General features: G+C 60.6%; 22 protein-coding genes and 1 pseudogene. 11 read left to right on the top strand and 12 right to left on the bottom strand.

Going from position 1 to position 16,479, the window contains the following annotated elements:
* Positions 1–71: 71 nt before the first annotated feature.
* Positions 72–1,229, bottom strand: a complete 1,158-nt coding sequence (locus J5J10_RS09745) for an aminotransferase class I/II-fold pyridoxal phosphate-dependent enzyme (protein ID WP_211929723.1) — start codon at positions 1,227–1,229, stop codon at positions 72–74.
* Positions 1,230–1,513: 284 nt separating this feature from the next.
* On the opposite strand from J5J10_RS09745, the gene J5J10_RS09750 reads away from it, so the two are divergent.
* The 5 genes from J5J10_RS09750 (at position 1,514) to aat (ending at position 5,266) form a co-directional block, all read left to right on the top strand.
* Positions 1,514–2,209 (top strand): DsbA family protein, encoded by a 696-nt coding sequence (locus J5J10_RS09750; RefSeq protein ID WP_211931196.1) that lies wholly within the window; start codon positions 1,514–1,516, stop codon positions 2,207–2,209.
* Between the two features lie 134 nt (positions 2,210–2,343).
* Positions 2,344–2,781 (top strand): type II 3-dehydroquinate dehydratase, encoded by a 438-nt coding sequence (gene aroQ, locus J5J10_RS09755; RefSeq protein ID WP_211929724.1) that lies wholly within the window; start codon positions 2,344–2,346, stop codon positions 2,779–2,781.
* A 24-nt stretch (positions 2,782–2,805) separates the two neighbouring features.
* Positions 2,806–3,288, top strand: coding sequence for an acetyl-CoA carboxylase biotin carboxyl carrier protein (gene accB / locus J5J10_RS09760; RefSeq protein ID WP_208549308.1), 483 nt, complete (start codon positions 2,806–2,808; stop codon positions 3,286–3,288).
* Between the two features lie 4 nt (positions 3,289–3,292).
* Positions 3,293–4,642, top strand: a complete 1,350-nt coding sequence (gene accC, locus J5J10_RS09765; RefSeq protein ID WP_208549307.1) for an acetyl-CoA carboxylase biotin carboxylase subunit — start codon at positions 3,293–3,295, stop codon at positions 4,640–4,642.
* Positions 4,643–4,648: 6 nt separating this feature from the next.
* The gene (gene aat / locus J5J10_RS09770) at positions 4,649–5,266 is read left to right on the top strand and encodes a leucyl/phenylalanyl-tRNA--protein transferase (RefSeq protein WP_211929725.1); all 618 of its coding nucleotides are present in this window, start codon (positions 4,649–4,651) and stop codon (positions 5,264–5,266) included.
* A gap of 317 nt (positions 5,267–5,583) precedes the next feature.
* On the opposite strand, the pseudogene J5J10_RS22410 reads toward aat, so the two are convergent.
* The 3 genes and pseudogenes from J5J10_RS22410 to J5J10_RS09785 form a co-directional block, all read right to left on the bottom strand.
* Positions 5,584–6,021, bottom strand: a pseudogene (locus tag J5J10_RS22410) (DUF2155 domain-containing protein); the annotation flags it as partial.
* 93 nt (positions 6,022–6,114) lie between these two features.
* Complete coding sequence (locus J5J10_RS09780; RefSeq protein WP_208549304.1) at positions 6,115–6,513, bottom strand: NADH:ubiquinone oxidoreductase subunit NDUFA12; 399 nt, start codon at positions 6,511–6,513, stop codon at positions 6,115–6,117.
* Positions 6,514–6,619: 106 nt separating this feature from the next.
* The gene (locus J5J10_RS09785) at positions 6,620–7,087 is read right to left on the bottom strand and encodes a GNAT family N-acetyltransferase (protein WP_211929727.1); all 468 of its coding nucleotides are present in this window, start codon (positions 7,085–7,087) and stop codon (positions 6,620–6,622) included.
* A 56-nt stretch (positions 7,088–7,143) separates the two neighbouring features.
* Here J5J10_RS09785 and J5J10_RS09790 point away from each other — a divergent pair, with 56 nt between their 5' ends.
* Positions 7,144–7,572: a hypothetical protein gene (locus tag J5J10_RS09790; protein ID WP_211929728.1), complete on the top strand. Its 429-nt coding sequence runs from the start codon at positions 7,144–7,146 to the stop codon at positions 7,570–7,572.
* 4 nt (positions 7,573–7,576) lie between these two features.
* Here J5J10_RS09790 and J5J10_RS09795 read toward each other — a convergent pair whose 3' ends face one another.
* Entirely contained in the window at positions 7,577–8,074 is a 498-nt protein-coding gene (locus J5J10_RS09795; RefSeq protein ID WP_208549301.1) for a GNAT family N-acetyltransferase, read from the bottom strand.
* Between the two features lie 4 nt (positions 8,075–8,078).
* A complete protein-coding gene (gene gatB, locus J5J10_RS09800; RefSeq protein ID WP_211929729.1) occupies positions 8,079–9,581 on the bottom strand; it encodes an Asp-tRNA(Asn)/Glu-tRNA(Gln) amidotransferase subunit GatB in 1,503 nt (500 codons plus the stop codon).
* 14 nt (positions 9,582–9,595) lie between these two features.
* Between gatB and J5J10_RS09805 the strand changes: the two genes are divergently transcribed.
* The gene (locus J5J10_RS09805) at positions 9,596–10,048 is read left to right on the top strand and encodes a DUF1294 domain-containing protein (RefSeq protein WP_349252059.1); all 453 of its coding nucleotides are present in this window, start codon (positions 9,596–9,598) and stop codon (positions 10,046–10,048) included.
* Here the strand turns inward: J5J10_RS09805 and J5J10_RS09810 are convergent.
* Complete coding sequence (locus J5J10_RS09810; protein ID WP_211929730.1) at positions 10,045–10,554, bottom strand: GNAT family N-acetyltransferase; 510 nt, start codon at positions 10,552–10,554, stop codon at positions 10,045–10,047. The genes J5J10_RS09805 and J5J10_RS09810 overlap by 4 nt on opposite strands.
* Before the next feature lie 286 nt (positions 10,555–10,840).
* Here J5J10_RS09810 and J5J10_RS09815 point away from each other — a divergent pair, with 286 nt between their 5' ends.
* Positions 10,841–11,098: a YjhX family toxin gene (locus tag J5J10_RS09815; RefSeq protein WP_211929731.1), complete on the top strand. Its 258-nt coding sequence runs from the start codon at positions 10,841–10,843 to the stop codon at positions 11,096–11,098.
* Positions 11,099–11,406: 308 nt separating this feature from the next.
* Here the strand turns inward: J5J10_RS09815 and gatA are convergent, their stop codons facing one another.
* Positions 11,407–12,888: an Asp-tRNA(Asn)/Glu-tRNA(Gln) amidotransferase subunit GatA gene (gatA, locus tag J5J10_RS09820; protein ID WP_211929732.1), complete on the bottom strand. Its 1,482-nt coding sequence runs from the start codon at positions 12,886–12,888 to the stop codon at positions 11,407–11,409.
* A 72-nt stretch (positions 12,889–12,960) separates the two neighbouring features.
* Entirely contained in the window at positions 12,961–13,248 is a 288-nt protein-coding gene (gene gatC, locus J5J10_RS09825) for an Asp-tRNA(Asn)/Glu-tRNA(Gln) amidotransferase subunit GatC (RefSeq protein ID WP_211929733.1), read from the bottom strand.
* Between the two features lie 194 nt (positions 13,249–13,442).
* Between gatC and J5J10_RS09830 the strand changes: the two genes are divergently transcribed.
* A complete protein-coding gene (locus tag J5J10_RS09830; RefSeq protein ID WP_211929734.1) occupies positions 13,443–14,264 on the top strand; it encodes an arylamine N-acetyltransferase in 822 nt (273 codons plus the stop codon).
* Positions 14,265–14,306: 42 nt separating this feature from the next.
* Here J5J10_RS09830 and J5J10_RS09835 read toward each other — a convergent pair whose 3' ends face one another.
* Positions 14,307–15,011, bottom strand: a complete 705-nt coding sequence (locus J5J10_RS09835) for a metal-dependent hydrolase (protein ID WP_211929735.1) — start codon at positions 15,009–15,011, stop codon at positions 14,307–14,309.
* Positions 15,012–15,181: 170 nt separating this feature from the next.
* Here J5J10_RS09835 and J5J10_RS09840 point away from each other — a divergent pair, with 170 nt between their 5' ends.
* Both J5J10_RS09840 and ruvX read left to right on the top strand, forming a co-directional pair.
* A complete protein-coding gene (locus J5J10_RS09840; protein WP_211929736.1) occupies positions 15,182–15,478 on the top strand; it encodes an alkylphosphonate utilization protein in 297 nt (98 codons plus the stop codon).
* A 15-nt stretch (positions 15,479–15,493) separates the two neighbouring features.
* Positions 15,494–15,979: a Holliday junction resolvase RuvX gene (gene ruvX, locus J5J10_RS09845; RefSeq protein WP_211929737.1), complete on the top strand. Its 486-nt coding sequence runs from the start codon at positions 15,494–15,496 to the stop codon at positions 15,977–15,979.
* On the opposite strand, the gene J5J10_RS09850 is transcribed toward ruvX, so the two are convergent.
* Together J5J10_RS09850 and J5J10_RS09855 are read right to left on the bottom strand one after the other, a co-directional pair.
* A complete protein-coding gene (locus tag J5J10_RS09850) occupies positions 15,925–16,254 on the bottom strand; it encodes a DUF6105 family protein (protein WP_211929738.1) in 330 nt (109 codons plus the stop codon). The genes ruvX and J5J10_RS09850 overlap by 55 nt on opposite strands.
* On the bottom strand, positions 16,251–16,409 hold the full coding sequence (locus J5J10_RS09855) for a hypothetical protein (RefSeq protein ID WP_211931306.1): 159 nt from the start codon (positions 16,407–16,409) through the stop codon (positions 16,251–16,253). The genes J5J10_RS09850 and J5J10_RS09855 overlap by 4 nt, the downstream gene beginning before the upstream one ends.
* Positions 16,410–16,479: the final 70 nt, after the last annotated feature.

The following is a 16,479-nucleotide window of genomic DNA, read 5'->3' on the forward strand; positions in this document are numbered from 1 at the left end:
TTTTATTGCAACGAACGTGGCTCAGTAATTGAATCCGGAAACCTGTTTAAATTCTTGAAATTAAATATTTTTCACGAAATCCAGCGCTCGATCCGATCTGTTGCCTCGACCATATCGGCCATAGTGCCGCCGTAGGAAAAGCGCATGGCTCTTGATCCCTCCAGCGGATCGAAGTCGAGACCGGGCGTGGCGGCGACGTTCGTTTCGGACAACATCCGCTTCGCGAATTCCATGCTGTCATTGCTGTGCGCGCTGACATCGACATAGGCATAAAACGCACCGTCCATCGGCGAGAGCAGATGAAAACCCAAGGCAGGCAAACGTCTCTGCAAAAAGTCGCGATTGGCCCTGCAGCTCTCCTTGTAGGCATCGAGCTCACCGGTCGCGCCGAGCGCTGCGGTGGCGGCGATCTGGGATAGCTCCGGCGGCGAGATGTAGAGGCTTTGCGCCAGACATTCGGTCGGCCGGACCAGATGCTCGGGAAGAACCATCCAGCCGATGCGCCAACCCGTCATGCAATAGTATTTCGAGAACGAGTTGATGACGACGACATCGTCGGTCAGTTCCAGAGCCGAGGTTTCGTCGCCAGAGAAGGTCAGACCGTGATAGATCTCGTCGGAGATCAACGTGATCTTCTGCGATGCGCAATACCGGGCCAGTCTTTCGAGGGCCTCGCGACCTGTGACGGTGCCGGTGGGATTGGCGGGGCTCGCCAGAAGGACACCCTTCAGGCGAACGCCTTCACGAGACTGCGCGGCCTCCAGGCTTTCGGCTGTCAGCGTGAACTCCGTTGCTGCGTTGACTGGTACTTCAACCACGCGAAGACCTAGGGCCTTCAATATGTTGCGATAGGCGGGATAGCCTGGCCTCGCTATCGCGACGCAATCGCCCTCGTCGAAAAGCGAGAGAAAGGCCAGGTTGAAGCCTGCTGAGGAACCGGTGGTCACGGCTATCCGCGCCGGATCAAGCTCGATGCGGTGACGTCGTCTGTAGTGCTCGGTCAAGGCGATACGCAGATTACCCATCCCCAGAGCGTCCGTATAGCCGATACGGCCATGTGACAGGGCTTCACGCGCTGCATCCAGAGCGGCCTTCGGGGCCGGCGCTCCGGGTTGGCCGACTGCCATGGAGATAACCGGATGCCCCGCCTGCCGCCGCTTTGTCGCCTCTGCCAGCACATCCATCGCATGGAACGGTTCGACGGCACTGCGGCGGGATATGGACACCATCAGGATTTTTCCTTCTCTTGAATTCGGTCCGACATTTGCCGCAATGAATCCGCTATCACAATGGTGAGATTGGTGGGGCGCGGCAAAAATTCCTGTTTCGCACTCAAGGAGCATCCAATACAACGACTTCAGCCGAGGCAGCCCGCTGCCGGCAGCAACGACAAAAATCAATCGCGAGGACTGACATGGCAATGAGCGCAACGAAACTCGGCATTCTGGCGGGAGCTGCGATCATCGCCTGGACAGCGGCGGCCGCCGCGATCGTCGTGACGACTCGAGGCGAGATGACGACCGACGTCGCTGCCAGTTCCCCTTCCGCATTCGGCGATCAGGTTAAAAACTATCTCCTCGCCAACCCGGAGATCATGCTCGAGGTCCAGGACGCGCTTGAGCGCAAGCAGGACATGGCGCGCCAGCAACAGGCCTCGGCAGCCATCGAAAGCAATGGCGACGCTCTCTTCGCGTCGAGCCACGACATCACCGTTGGCAATCCGGACGGCGATGTAACGATCGTCGAGTTCTTCGACTACAACTGCGGCTACTGCAAGCGCGCCATGGCGGATATGGACCAGATTCTCGCCACTGACAGCAATGTCCGCTTCGTCCTGAAGGAATTGCCGATCCTTGGCGATGCCTCGTTGCAGGCGCATCGCGTTTCCGATGCTTTCCGCAAGATCGCGCCGGAAAAGTATCTCGACTTCCATCGGGCGCTGCTCGGTTCGGAAGGAAGGGCCGATGACGCCAAGGCGATCGCCGTCGCTCAGTCGCTAGGCGTGAGCGAAGACGACATCCGCAAGATGATGGCCGAAAACCCGAGCGACGAGGCGGTGCGGGAATCCTACCAGCTCGCCGCCAGCCTCGGCATCAACGGCACCCCGTCCTATGTCGTCGGCAAGGAAGCGCTCTTCGGCGCCCTTGGAGCCGAACTTCTGCAGGAGAAGGTTGCGAATGTCCGGGCGTGCGGTGCCACCGTGTGCTGAGCCGGTTTACCAAGACAGCCATTCCGTCTTGACCCCGCATTTCCTGTGATCCAAGGCTGTGCGGGCCGCTTGGGGCTTTCCCTTGCGGCCTCGCCAGTCTATAGGAGGCGGGTTCAAGGATACAGAAACTCGACATGAGCAAGATCTTCTTCGTCCTCAATGGGCCCAATCTGAACATGCTGGGCAAGCGCGAGCCGGGTATTTATGGCGGCAAGACACTCGCCGACATCGAAGCCGACTGTGCTGCGTACGCCAAGGACAATGGCTTTTCGATCGATTTCCGCCAAAGCAATCACGAAGGCACCCTCGTGGACTGGCTTCACGAGGCAAGCGAAGCCTCGGCAGGCGTTGCGATCAATGCCGGTGCCTACACTCATACCTCCGTTGCCCTGCACGACGCGATCCGCGCGATCGGCGCGCCAGTTGTCGAATTGCACATCTCAAATGTGCATGCGCGGGAAGAATTCCGCCACAAGTCGATGATAGCGCCGGCTTGCAAGGGCGTGATCTGCGGTTTCGGGCCGCACAGTTACATACTGGCGTTGCAGGCGCTGAAGAACCTCACGCAATAACAAGAACGATAGGGATTAATTTCCATGGCTGACAAGAAAACCGGAATCGATCAGGCGCTGATCCGCGATCTCGCGAACATCCTCAACGATACCGACCTGACGGAAATCGAAGTCGAGCAGGACGATCTCAGGATCCGCGTTTCGCGGAGCGGCCCGCAGATGGTCGCCATGCCGCAGATGCCGATGCAGAGCTATGCGGCGCCCGCTGCTGCTGCCGCTCCTGCCGCCGCAGCAGCGCCTGTTACCGCCGCCGCGCCGGCTGCTCGCGACCTGTCGAAGGCCGTGACGGCGCCGATGGTCGGCACCGCCTACCTCGCCTCCGCACCGGGCGCCCGCCCGTTCATCGAGGTCGGGGCCAGCGTCAAGGAAGGCCAGACACTGCTCATCATCGAAGCCATGAAGACGATGAACCAGATCCCGTCGCCGCGTTCGGGCAAGGTGGTCGAAATCCTCGTCGAGGATGGCCGCCCGGTCGAATACGGTGAGCCGCTGGTCGTCATCGAGTAAGCCGATGACCAGTATCTCAAAGATCCTCATAGCCAATCGCGGCGAAATCGCCCTTCGCGTCCTGCGCGCCTGCAAGGAGCTCGGTATCGCGACCGTCGCGGTTCATTCGACCGCCGACGCCGACGCCATGCATGTGCGTCTGGCCGACGAAAGCGTCTGCATCGGCCCGCCGCCGTCGCGTGACAGCTATCTTAATATCCACCAGATCGTCGCGGCCTGCGAGATCACCGGCGCCGACGCCGTGCACCCGGGCTACGGCTTCCTGTCCGAAAACGCCAAGTTCGCCGACATCCTCGACGCTCACGGCATCACATTCATCGGGCCGACGGCGGAGCACATCCGCCTGATGGGCGACAAGATCACGGCGAAGAAGACCGCGGTCGAACTTGGCATTCCTGTCGTTCCCGGCTCGGATGGCGAAGTAAAGCCGGAAAACGCGATGGAAATCGCGCGGAAGATCGGCTTCCCCGTTCTCATCAAGGCGACGGCCGGCGGTGGTGGTCGCGGCATGAAGGTCGCAAAGACCGAGGCAGATCTGGACGAAGCCGTTTCGACCGCGCGCTCGGAAGCGCTCGCGGCCTTCGGCAACGACGCCGTCTATATGGAAAAGTATCTCGGCAAGCCGCGCCATATCGAAATCCAGGTCGTCGGTGACGGCGCTGGCAACGCGATCCATCTCGGCGAACGCGACTGCTCGCTCCAGCGCCGCCACCAGAAGGTCTGGGAGGAGGCAAACTCCCCTGCCCTCAATGTCGAGCAGCGTATGAAGATCGGCCAGATTTGCGCCGACGCCATGAAGAAGATGAAGTACCGGGGCGCCGGCACGATCGAGTTTCTCTACGAAAACGGCGAGTTCTATTTCATCGAAATGAACACCCGCCTGCAGGTCGAGCATCCGATCACCGAAGCGATCACCGGCATCGACCTCGTGCACGAACAGATTCGTGTCGCTTCCGGCGCCGGCCTGTCCGTCACGCAGGACGAGATCGTCTTCTCGGGCCATGCCATCGAATGCCGCATCAATGCAGAGGATCCGCGCACCTTCGTGCCCTCGCCCGGCACGATCACGCATTTCCATGCACCGGGCGGCCTTGGCGTTCGCGTCGATTCCGGCGCCTATGCCGGCTACAAGATCCCACCTTACTACGACAGCCTGATCGGCAAGCTGATCGTACATGGACGCACCCGCGTCGAATGCATGATGCGGCTCCGCCGCGTGCTGGACGAGTTTGTCGTCGATGGCATCAAAACAACTCTGCCGCTGTTCCAGGACCTGGTCGCCAATCAGGACATCGCGAATGGCGACTATGACATCCACTGGCTAGAGAATTATCTGGCCGAAACCTCGGCCTGATCGCCAATGGCGGGGCGGCGCGGCAGGAACCAGAGGATCACTCCGGAGCTCCTGCTGCGCGCCTATTCGATCGGGCTGTTCCCGATGGCCGATTCCGCCGAGGATCCGGAACTGTTCTGGGTCGAGCCCGAGATGCGGGGCATCATACCGCTCGACAATTTCCACATTTCGAAAAGCCTCGCAAAAGCGGTACGCCAGCGACCGTTCGACATTCGTTTCGACACGGCCTTCAATCTGGTCGTGGCGAAGTGTGCCGAGTCCGCTCCGGACCGGCCATCGACCTGGATCAACGCCACGATCCGCGACCTCTACAGTGCGCTTCACCACCTCGGCCATGCCCACTCGGTCGAGGCGTGGCAGGGAGAAGAACTCGTCGGAGGGCTTTACGGGGTGTCTCTGGGGTCGGCCTTCTTCGGGGAAAGCATGTTCTCCAGGCGAACCAATGCCTCGAAAATCTGTCTGGTGCACCTCGTGGAACGCCTTGTCGAGCGCGGTTTTACGCTGCTGGATACGCAATTCACCACGGATCACCTGAAGACGTTCGGCGCAGTCGATATTCCGAAAAATGCCTACCAGAAGCTTTTGGACGAGGCGATGAGCCAGCCAAGCAAGTTGTTTGCCTAGTAAAGACCAACGCCACCGCCGGGCACACCGGGAAGCGGCTGCTGTTCGACGGGCGGTGGCGGCGGAATGAGCTCACCGCCAGCGGATCCCTGGGAAAAATCATCAATGATCTGAGGTTCGTCGAGCGGAGGCACGTCCGTCGCCTGGAAATTGTCATCGGCCGGCGGCAGGCCACCCTCCTGGGCGAGCGGCGCCTGGGTGGAGAAATCATTGCCGATGTCAGATGAAGAAGACGTCGCCGGCTGCTGCTGTTGTTGCTGCTGCAGGCTTTCTGCCGCCAACTGCTCAGCCGTCTTCGGAACGGGAGCCGGCGTTGCGGCCTGGACGCCCTCGGGGGCAGGCACGTCGGACGTCGCCTTGCAGTCCGTCAGCCAGACGTCATAGATCGGATGTTCGACGGCGTTCAGCGCCGGGCTGTCGGCAAACATCCAGCCGGAAAAAATGCGACGGATCTTGCGGTCTAGGGTGATTTCATCGACTTCGATGAAGGCGTCGGTCTTTTGCGCCTCTTCCTCGTCGCGAGAATAGCATACCTTCGGCGTGACCTGCAGCGCGCCGAACTGGACGGTCTCGTTGACATAGACGTCGAAGGTGGTGATCCGGCCCGTAATCTTGTCAATGCCGGCAAAGACGGCAACCGGATTGGATATGCGCTCGGCATGGGCGGCGCCTGGAAGGGCGAGCAGTCCGGTCAGGGCAACAGCGGTAGCAAGCGTGCCAACCTGCCTAGCAGCAACCGTTCCTGCAAAAATCATGTTCACGCCTCTCGAGCCTTTCAAGCGAAGGGCCGGCGTCCCGCCGACCCATCCGCTCAAGCGCCTAGCCGCCAAATATGGCCAAAAGGGGTTTCAGTTGCCCGGCGTCCAGGCGTCGTAGTCGCCGGTTACGCGAGGGCGCTCGCCGGTGACGGCTATCGACCCCTGCGGGCGGTAGGCAGCCGGTGTACCGGTCGGATTGGCACGATGGGGCTTTTGCCATTCCCGCGCCTTATAGTCTTCCTTGCTCGGCGGAACGTCGGTCCGGTAATGCATCCAGCCGTGCCAGCCGGGCGAAATCGCCGACGCGTCGGCATAGCCCTTGTAGATGACCCAGCGCTTGGGCTTGCCCCAGGTGGTCATAGGACCTTCGTAATAGACGTTTCCGGCTTCATCCTCGCCGACGCGCGTGCCCTTGCGCCAGGTGAAGAAGCGGGTACCCATGGTCTGCCCGTTCCACCAGGTGAAAAGCTCCAACAGAAACTGCTTCATCTCGTATCCTTCGGCCCGCCAAAAAAGGGCGTGGCGCTGTCACATGAGGTCAACCGCTTATGCCGCCTCGCGGCTTCGATGTCCAGTGATTCGCACGTCGTCCCGGTCATTTGAGCTTCAGTTTGAAGCCGATATGACTGGGGCTGAAGCCGAGACGCTCATAGAAGCGATGGGCGTCCTTGCGAACAGCGTTGGAGGTCAGTTGAACAAGGCGCATGCCATCGGCCCGGGCCTTCTCGATGCAGAAGCCGATCATCGCCGCCCCGATCCCCTGGCCGCGGCAATCGGCGCGGGTCTGCACAGCCTCAATGATCATCGAGGACGAGCCCCTCGCGGTCATGGTCGTTGTAACCATGGTCTGGAATGTCCCGACGATCGACGCCTCCCTTTCGGCGACGTAGAGCGTTTCGTTTGCCGATGCGGAAATGCGACGGAAGGCAGCCCGGTAGCCCGGCAAGGCGGCCGGATCGACCGTGTCCCCATGACCGCCGAGCGGATCGTCGGCGAACAGCGCCACGATCGCCGGAACGTCGGTTTCCACCGCTTCCCTGATAATCACCGGTGACGCTTGCATGCTTCGATCCGACCTGAGAGATTGCCGCCCAGCTAAAGGGATTGGGAGACAGGTTTATGACAAAGGCAGCGTTTTTCACTTTGCTCGCGATGCTTTTCGCCAGCGCTTCGGCCGCACAGGAAAGCGGTCGCTCAGGCATAGCCTTCGTGCAAGCGCCGGAGATGTCGAGCGGCGTGTGCACCGGCAAGGATGCTCAGTCTGCGTTTGCCTGCGCCAAGCAGCAATGCATCGACGGCGGCGGCACCGACGAGGATTGCGTGGAAATGGCCTACTGCTTTCCTGCGCTCTACAGCGTTCAAGTGTCGATCCTCCACACCGAAGGCATCCACTGGCAGGAGTTCTTCTGCGGCTGGGACAGCAAGGAAGCTGCTTTAGATGCGGCCAAGGTCGCCTGCGACACCGAAAAGCGACCGTTTATCGCTGATTGCTCGGCGGCCGCGATCTACGACGAGGACGGCAACATGGAAGACCTGATCAACCAGTAGGCAGTCAGCCCAACGGCTTTTCCATCACGATAGCGGGCAAACCGCTGTCGGGACTGCCGCAGCTGTCGATTCGGTCGACCTCGATGAAGCCGTGCGCCTGATAGAAGGCGATGGCCCCGGCATTACGGGGCTCGACCTCAAGCCGCATGATTTCAGCATCGGGGAAGCAGCTCTCGATTTCCGCGAAGAGATCGCGCCCGATGCCCTGACGCTGGCACTCCGGATGGATGTAGAGCTGGTGAAGAACCGCGGTCTTGGTGAGCTTCGGAGACATCGCCGCATAAGCCATACCGCCCAACCGCTTGCCATCGTCGGCAACGAGAAACTCCGCGTCCCGCTTGTCGACACGCGCCTTCAGCGCGGCAACGGAATGCCAGGAGTCGATCAGCTGTTGCACCTTGAGGAGGCCGTAGAAGCCGTCGTAGGTCGCATGAAACGTCTCGGACAAGAGGGTGCGGAGAGCCTCCACATCCTGTTGACTGGCGGTCCGGACGAAGAACACGGCCTTATTCCTCGATGCCGAGCTTGGCCTTGACGAGCGCCTGGACGGCCTGAGGATTGGCCTTGCCGCCGGTCGCCTTCATCACCTGACCGACGAACCAGCCGGCAAGTGTCGGCTTCGCCTTCACCTTCTCGACCTGATCCGGGTTGGCGGCGATGATCTCGTCCACTGCCTTCTCGATAGCGCCGGTGTCGGTCACCTGCTTCATGCCACGGCTTTCGACGATCTCGGCCGGCACGCCGCCCTCGTTCCAGACGATCTCGAAGAGGTCCTTGGCGATCTTGCCGGAGATGGTTTCGGCCTTGATGAGGTCGATGATGCCGCCGAGCTGATCAGGAGAAACCGGAGTCTCTTCAATGCCTTTGCCGGCTTTGTTCAAGGCTCCCAGCAAGTCGTTGATGACCCAGTTGGCGGCCGTCTTGCCGTCGCGACCCTCGGCCACGGCCTCGAAATAGTCGGCGATCGCCTTTTCCGAAACGAGAACAGAGGCGTCGTAGACAGAGAGGCCGAGTTCGGCGACGAAGCGCGCCTTCTTGTCGTCGGGCAACTCCGGCAGGTCCTTCTTCAGCGCCTCGACAAAGGCGTCGTCGAATTCGAGCGGCAGCAGGTCCGGATCCGGGAAGTAGCGGTAGTCATGCGCGTCTTCCTTGGAGCGCATCGAACGGGTCTCGCCCTTGTTCGGATCGAAGAGGCGGGTTTCCTGGTCGATCGAGCCGCCATCCTCAAGGATGGCGATCTGCCGGCGGGCTTCGTATTCGATGGCCTGGCCGATAAAGCGGATGGAGTTGACGTTCTTGATTTCGCAGCGCGTGCCGAATTCGCCGCCCGGCTTGCGTACGGAGACGTTGACGTCGGCGCGCATCGAGCCTTCGTCCATGTTGCCGTCGCAGGTGCCGAGATAGCGCACGATCGAGCGCAGCTTGGTCATATAGGCCTTGGCTTCGTCGGACGAGCGCATATCGGGCTTCGAGACGATTTCCATCAGCGCCACGCCCGAACGGTTCAGGTCGACATAGGACATGGTCGGATGCTGGTCGTGCATCGACTTGCCGGCATCCTGTTCCAGGTGCAGGCGTTCGATGCCGATCTCGATATCCTCGAACTGGCCCTGACGATCGGGGCCGAGCGAGATGATGATCTTGCCTTCGCCGACGATCGGATCCTTGAACTGCGAGATCTGGTAGCCCTGCGGCAGGTCTGGATAGAAGTAGTTCTTTCGGTCGAAGATCGAGCGCTTGTTGATCTCAGCCTTCAGGCCGAGACCAGTCCGCACAGCCTGCTTGACGCATTCCTCGTTAATGACGGGCAGCATGCCGGGCATGGCCGCGTCGACGAGCGAAACGTTGGAGTTGGGCGCATTGCCGAACGTCGTGGAGGCGCCCGAGAAGAGCTTGGAATTGCTCGTCACCTGGGCGTGGACCTCCATGCCGATGATTACTTCCCAGTCGCCGGTGGCGCCTGGAATGAAACGTTTCGGATCGGGCGTGCGGGTATCGACAATGGTCATCGGATGCTCGTCTGATGCTTCTGTTTTCAAGGGCTGAGGTAGAGCAAATGGCCGCCGGACGCAAGGCTTGCAATGGGTTCAAGGCAGGGCTTCCGCAGCAAGGCGACTTTAACAGTTTGCGGCAGATTTCTGAAATGACCCCGACGGATTTCGCCATCGCGATACTGATCTTCGCGCTCTACAACGTCATCGTCTTCTGCACCTTCTGGTGGGACAAGGACGCCGCCAGAAATGGAGAATGGCGCATCAGCGAAAGCACACTGCTGGGGCTCGCCTTTTTGGGCGGCACTCCCGGCGCAGTTATCGGGCAGCGGGTGCTTCGGCATAAGACGCGAAAGGAGCCCTTTCGCTCCATTCTGCGCGCCATCTGCATCACGCACGGCGTGTGCCTGGTGGTGGCTCTCGTGCTGCTTATTTGTCCTGACGCCGTGAGGCTGCTGGCGGTTGCCCTCTCCTCACTCGTCTAGAACTCCTGTCCGTATCCCGTGCCGGCCGGCTCGACGAGTTGCTTTGATAGCCCGATCGTCTGGATGTCGCGATCGAGCTTGGGATTGTAGGATACCGTCAGCCAATTGACGCCGTAGCCGTGTTTCTGGAAGAATTCGACAGCTGCACGATTACGGGCATGCGTTTCCAACGCGACCTTTTCGAAGCCGTGGCTTCGCAACTCCTCCTCGACTTCGATCAGCAGGGCGGAGCCCAGGCCTCGCCGCTGATATTGCGGATCGATCCAGAAATCGGTGATGTTTTCGTCCAACCGCTCCCGCGCCGCCCAGCCGGCGGGCACGCCGCCCATTTCGACCACGGATATGGTGATCCAGCGGCTGTGGGTGAAATTCAGGAAGGCGCGACTGGCATTCTCCAGCATCGGGCGGGTCTCGCCGACGGACAGCATTGCCATTTCCCAGGCGCGAAGGCCGATTTCCGCCAGCACATCAGCTTCGTCTTCCCGCGCCGTGCGAATGCTTGCCATGAGGCCTCCAAGGTTCGGCGGCAATAAAACACATGGTGTTCCGTCCCGCCAGAGGAGAGAGAGGCGTCATCGATTCGCAAGCCACGGCTTGACCTTTCGCGACCGAAACGCGAAAAAGCTGTCATCGTCTATGGAGTGTTGATGTTCGGTTCGTCCGAGTCCCGGTAAAGGCCCCTGCCCGCGATCACCCTGTTCGCGCGCTCGGGCCAGAAAACGAAACCCCGACGCCTTGCGGCGGCGGAACCGTTTTCACGCGTCTTCACGACGCCATTCCGGACATTCCACCATGGACATCTCTCGCGCCGAACAGCGCATTCTTCACCTGCTCGCCCAGGGCGGGCGCATCGAACTGAGCCGAGACGACAACCGCAAGATCGAAACCATCCGACTTTTCACGAGAGAAGGCTGGGTCTTCGGCGGTCTCGACCTCATCACCTTCCGCAAGCTGAAGCAGAAAAAGGCAATCAAGTCGCAGGGCGGCAAGCCTTATCGGATCACCGAACGAGGACTGGTTCTGGTGAGATCGCAGTTGGACAACAGGTGACAAAAACAAAAACGGCGCCTCACGGGCGCCGTCAGACCGCTGACAAACCCGCCGATTTTTGCTCGGCGGGTTTTCTTGTTTTGAGGTGCGCGGTCAGGTGGTGTTTTGGTCTTAGATTTTCGTGATCTTAATCGGACCTGTGCCCTTATACCCAGGCTCGGTCCGTCACCATCTCGAGAGCCGTCTGTTCGGGAGCAGGTTTCTTCAACATGTCCCAGTGAATCATAAACCCCCGGATGTAGCCAGGGGTTTGTCAGCAGTCTGACGGCGCCTCACGGGCGCCGTTTTTTGATTGTCAGCAAGCGAAATCACCACCACTTCGCCGGCGTGAACTTGCCGGCGGCCTGTTCGATGACGTGGGCGGTCTTGAAGAGGGTTTCCTCCTCGAAGGGGCGGCCGATGAGCTGGAGACCGAGGGGAAGACCCTTCTTGTCGACGCCGCCAGGAACGGCGATGCCCGGAAGTCCGGCCATGTTGACCGTCACGGTGAAGATGTCGTTCAGATACATGGCGACAGGATCGGCGGCGAGCGCCTCGTCACCGATGGCGAAGGCGGATGACGGTGTGGCCGGCGTCAGGATCGCGTCCACACCTGCTTCGAAGGCCAGTTCGAAGTCGCGCTTGATCAATGTCCGGACCTTCTGTGCGCGCAGGTAATAGGCATCATAGTAACCGGCCGACAGCACGTAGGTGCCGATCATGATGCGGCGCTTCACTTCCTTGCCGAAACCAGCGGCGCGGGTCTGCTCGTACATGTCGGCAATGTCCTTGCCGTCGACGCGCAGGCCGTAACGGACGCCGTCATATCGGGCGAGGTTCGACGAGGCTTCGGCCGGAGCGACTATATAGTAGGCCGGCAGGGCATACTTGGTGTGCGGCAGGGTGATATCGACGATCTCGGCGCCGGCATCCTTCAGCCACGCAATGCCCTGCTGCCAGAGCTTCTCGATCTCCTCCGGCATGCCGTCGACGCGGTATTCCTTGGGAATCCCGATTTTTAGTCCCTTGACCGACTGACCGACTGACGCCGCATAGTCCGGAACAGGAAGATCGACAGATGTCGTGTCCTTGGCGTCAACGCTTGCCATCGACTGCAACAGGATTGCGGCATCGCGCACGTCGCGGGCGATGGGGCCGGCCTGGTCGAGCGACGAGGCGAAGGCGACGATGCCCCAGCGCGAGCAGCGGCCATAGGTGGGCTTGATGCCGACGGTGCCGGTGAAGGCGGCCGGCTGGCGGATCGAGCCGCCGGTATCGGTCGCGGTTGCGCCGGCGCAGAGATGGGCGGCAACGGCAGCGGCCGAGCCACCGGAGGAGCCACCGGGAACGAGTTGCTGGTTCGAGCCCTCAGCCTTCCACGGGTTGATGACCGGGCCGTAGTAGCTGCTTTCGTTGGAGGAGCCCATCGCAAACTCGTCCATGTTCAGCTTGCCAAGCATGACGGCGCCGTCGTTCCACAGGTTCTGGGTGACGGTCGATTCGTACTTGGGCTTGAACCGGTTCAGGATGTTCGAGCACGCTTGGGTATGGACGTCATAGGTCGAGAACAGGTCCTTGATGCCGAGCGGAATGCCCTCCAGCGCGCCCGCCTTGCCGGCTGCAATGCGCTCGTCGGACGCTTTTGCCATCTCGCGCGCTTTTTCGGGCGTCACGGTCACATAGGCATTGATCACGTCATTGGCGGCCTCGATCGCCTGGATATAGGCCTCGGTCAGTTCGACGGCCTTGATTTCCTTCGCGGCGAGTTTCGCGCGGGCTTCGGCAATGGTCAGGCTGGTGAGTTCGCTCATGATGTCGCTTCACTTTGAAAGGCTCGGCGCGCGGCGCCAGGATCGTGTCGGATGCGAGGGCAGTTCGTCGATCTATTCGACGACCTTCGGCACGAGGAAGAAATTGCGGTCGGTTTCCGGCGCGTTGGCGACGATGTCGGCCGCCTTGTCGCCATCGGTAACGGCGTCCTCGCGCTTGCGCATCACCATCGGGGTGACGGAGGTCATCGCTTCAACGCCATCGACATTCACTTCGGAAAGCTGTTCGACGAAGCCGAGAATACCGTTCAGCTCGTCCATCATGCGATGGGCGTCCTCATCACTGAGGGCGATGCGGGAGAGGTGCGCGACGCGTTTGACGGTTGCGAGATCAACGGACATTTCGAATTCTCCAGGGCGCCGCGCGATAAGGGCTTACGCCACCGCGCGGGACGTGAGGGTATCATGTGTCCGGCTATAATTGCCGCATCGGCGCGATGCAACGGTTTTTCGGGTATCGGCATCCCGCCGGACATGTGGCACGGGATTGTCCGACGACGGCAAATCCGCCAGAACATGGTTGGCGAGGAGGCCACATGACGTTCGACATCCAGCACTACCTGCACCGCATCGGCCTCGCCGGCGAACAGATCGACCTAACGCCCCAGGGACTTGCCCGGCTTCAGCGGGCGCAGATCTCCTCAATCGTCTTCGAGAACATGGATCCGCTGACGGGAACCATTCCGGATATCGATCCAGCGGCGCTTTGGAAGAAGCTGATCGTCGATCGCCGTGGAGGGTATTGCCTGGAGTTGAACCGTCTGTTCGCAGACGCGCTGACGACGCTTGGATTCGCCGTCGCTCCGTTTCTCGGGCGGGTCAGGAAAGGAGCGTCGGTCGGGGGGGCGCGGACGCATCATTTGCTGATCGTCTCCATTGATGGCGAAGAGTATCTCGCCGACAGCGGCTTTGGCGGGCAGGCGCCCGTCGAGCCGGTGAAAATCGGCACATACGAGCAGCAGACTGTCGGACACGAGACGTTCCGCGTACGGTGGGACGACGCAACCGGCGAACACGTGCTGGAGCGGCTGAACGGCGAGACATGGTTCGCGCTCTACAGCTTTGATCGCGCTCCAGTCGCGCCGCTGGATTTCGAAGCTGCGAACGTCGTTTGCGCCCGATGGGACAAGGCGCCCTTCCCGTTCCACTTGATGATGACGATCGCGACGCCAGAAGGTCGAAACAATCTTTTCAACCGCGACCTGAAACGCATCCGCAACGGGGCTGTGGAATCGGTGAAGATCCCTACTCTGGCGGAGTTCGAGCACACGATGAGCGAGCTTTTCCTGCTGCCGCCGAACGCCGAGCTCTACCGGCGGGTCTGGGACAAGATCGCCGTCTCGCCGAGTTCGGACTAGAAAATGGTCGCAGCAGGGGCGCTGCGACCATTGAAATCAAGATCAGATTTCGACCACACCACCCGGCTTCGGCGTTTCGACCTTGGTCTGCGTGCCTTCCATGCCGACGACGAACTTTTCCGGCGTCTGGTCGATGATCGGGAAAGAACCGTAGTGGCAGGGCAGAACAGTCTTGAAGTCGAAGAATCGCTGGCAGGCGAGCGCGGCAACGGCCCCACCCATCGTAAAGCGGTCACCAATCGGCACGATGCCGATGTCAGGCTCATGCAGTTCGTTGATCAGCGCCATGTCCGAGAAAATGTCGGTGTCGCCCATGTGCAGCAGCGAGGGCTCATCATCGAAATGCAGCATCAGGCCATTGGCATTGCCGAGAGCGTGGGAGACGCCATCTTCGGTGATCTGGGCGGAAGAATGGAGGGCATTTGTAAACGTCGCGGTAAAGCCATCGAACGCAACCGTGCCGCCGGTATTGCCCATCTCCAGCTTCTTGACGCCCTTCGAGCCGAGCCAGGCGGCCAGATCGGCATTGGCGAGGACGGTCGCCCCAACCTCGTTGGCGATGGCGATGGTGTCGCCAACATGATCGCCGTGGCCATGGGTCAAAAGGATGTGGGTGACGCCCGCAGCGGCGGTTTTGGCGTCGAGACCGGAAAAACCCGGATTGCCGCTGAAAAACGGATCGATCAGAATGTTGGCCTTGGCGGTTTCAACGCGGAAGGCGGCATGGCCGAGCCAGGTGATCTTCATGGAATTCTCCTGTGATTTGATGCACGCAATATATGGCGAAGAACCGTGCGGGCAATCTTTGAAGACTGAAGTATCTCGTCGCTCGGTTGCGTAGCCCCGAGGCGTAGGGTAAGCCGCAGCCAGCCACAGGTCGCGGCTCTTGCGACATGTCAATGGATAGGACTGATACGATGGCCGACGATGACTATGTCTACGATGAAGCGACCGGCGAATGGCGTCCGGCTTCGGAACTCGCTGCCGAAGCGGCCAACCTCAATGCGGTGCGTGACGCCGCCGGGAATATCCTGGCCGACGGTGATTCTGTCACGTTGATCAAGGACCTCAAGGTCAAGGGTGCTAATACCACCCTGAAGCAGGGCACTGTGATCAAGTCGATCCGTCTGACGGACAATCCCGAAGAGATCGACTGCCGTCATGATGCCATCAAGGGACTGGTCCTTCGCACCGAATTCGTGCGCAAGCGCTGAGCGGAGGCCGAGCCCGTGGCGACGTTGACGATCGAGGAATTGGCGGACTGCCTCAAACCGGGCCAGGCCATTGCCGGACTCGACCTCGGCACCAAGACGATTGGCCTTGCCATGTCGGATCTCGGACGACGGTTCGCTTCCCCTCGCCCCGTGATCAAGCGGGTAAAGTTTACGAAGGATGCCGAGACGCTCCTCGCTTTCGCGGAGAAGGAAAAGGTCGCCGCATTCGTAATCGGACTGCCTGTGAACATGGACGGATCGACCGGTCCCCGCGTCCAGGCAACCCGGGCCTTCGTCCGTTCGATGTCGGAAAAGACCCAAATTCCGTTCGTTTATTGGGATGAGCGGCTGTCCACGGTGGCGGCCGAGCGAGCTCTGCTGGAGATGGACGTATCGCGGGCAAAGCGGGCCGACCGCATTGACTCGGCCGCTGCGAGTTTCATTCTTCAGGGGGCGCTGGACAGGCTTTCAACGCTTGGGGCCGCTTCGGCGTCGGACTGAATCTTTCTCGCCTGCCACCACGCGGCAATCTGCCGACGCCTGCGGAAAGCGATGATCGCGAAGACGATGAGGCTGTCCACAACGATGGCGCGCGCGACGAGCGGCGGTATCGTTTCCGGCGGGATGCCGAGAACGTTGCCATAGATATGGAAGACCAGGTCGTGCGCCTGTCTCGTCAGCATGAAGATGCCGAAGTTCATGTCGTAGTAGGACAGTCCGTACCAGCTGCCGAGCAGCATGATGGGCATTGCCCAAAAAAACAAAAACCACTTCATGCGGCCTTCTCCCTGGTGAGGCTCACCGGCATGCCCGACAGAACAAACCAGTTCAAAAGCGCCATGCCACTCAGAACGGTTGCGGGGACAACGATGTCCAACGCGAGGACGGCGAAGAACGTCATCATGACGATCAAGAACGCAATACGCGACACGGGAGTTCCTGCTTCGACGCTTTAACACTTCATTAACCACACCATACGGGAAGCCCTCCGAGTCTCAATC

The sequence above is a fragment of the Ciceribacter sp. L1K23 genome (assembly GCF_018122705.1).
Lineage (GTDB): Bacteria > Pseudomonadota > Alphaproteobacteria > Rhizobiales > Rhizobiaceae > Allorhizobium.

Coding starts and splice junctions, on each gene's coding strand:
- J5J10_RS09745 (WP_211929723.1), bottom strand. CDS start 1,229: ATGGTGTCCATATCCCGCCGCAGTGCCGTCGAACCGTTCCATGCGATG.
- J5J10_RS09750 (WP_211931196.1), top strand. CDS start 1,514: ATGACGACCGACGTCGCTGCCAGTTCCCCTTCCGCATTCGGCGATCAG.
- aroQ (WP_211929724.1), top strand. CDS start 2,344: ATGAGCAAGATCTTCTTCGTCCTCAATGGGCCCAATCTGAACATGCTG.
- accB (WP_208549308.1), top strand. CDS start 2,806: ATGGCTGACAAGAAAACCGGAATCGATCAGGCGCTGATCCGCGATCTC.
- accC (WP_208549307.1), top strand. CDS start 3,293: ATGACCAGTATCTCAAAGATCCTCATAGCCAATCGCGGCGAAATCGCC.
- aat (WP_211929725.1), top strand. CDS start 4,649: ATGGCGGGGCGGCGCGGCAGGAACCAGAGGATCACTCCGGAGCTCCTG.
- J5J10_RS09780 (WP_208549304.1), bottom strand. CDS start 6,513: ATGAAGCAGTTTCTGTTGGAGCTTTTCACCTGGTGGAACGGGCAGACC.
- J5J10_RS09785 (WP_211929727.1), bottom strand. CDS start 7,087: ATGCAAGCGTCACCGGTGATTATCAGGGAAGCGGTGGAAACCGACGTT.
- J5J10_RS09790 (WP_211929728.1), top strand. CDS start 7,144: ATGACAAAGGCAGCGTTTTTCACTTTGCTCGCGATGCTTTTCGCCAGC.
- gatB (WP_211929729.1), bottom strand. CDS start 9,581: ATGACCATTGTCGATACCCGCACGCCCGATCCGAAACGTTTCATTCCA.
- J5J10_RS09805 (WP_349252059.1), top strand. CDS start 9,596: ATGCTTCTGTTTTCAAGGGCTGAGGTAGAGCAAATGGCCGCCGGACGC.
- J5J10_RS09810 (WP_211929730.1), bottom strand. CDS start 10,554: ATGGCAAGCATTCGCACGGCGCGGGAAGACGAAGCTGATGTGCTGGCG.
- J5J10_RS09815 (WP_211929731.1), top strand. CDS start 10,841: ATGGACATCTCTCGCGCCGAACAGCGCATTCTTCACCTGCTCGCCCAG.
- gatA (WP_211929732.1), bottom strand. CDS start 12,888: ATGAGCGAACTCACCAGCCTGACCATTGCCGAAGCCCGCGCGAAACTC.
- gatC (WP_211929733.1), bottom strand. CDS start 13,248: ATGTCCGTTGATCTCGCAACCGTCAAACGCGTCGCGCACCTCTCCCGC.
- J5J10_RS09830 (WP_211929734.1), top strand. CDS start 13,443: ATGACGTTCGACATCCAGCACTACCTGCACCGCATCGGCCTCGCCGGC.
- J5J10_RS09835 (WP_211929735.1), bottom strand. CDS start 15,011: ATGAAGATCACCTGGCTCGGCCATGCCGCCTTCCGCGTTGAAACCGCC.
- J5J10_RS09840 (WP_211929736.1), top strand. CDS start 15,182: ATGGCCGACGATGACTATGTCTACGATGAAGCGACCGGCGAATGGCGT.
- J5J10_RS09850 (WP_211929738.1), bottom strand. CDS start 16,254: ATGAAGTGGTTTTTGTTTTTTTGGGCAATGCCCATCATGCTGCTCGGC.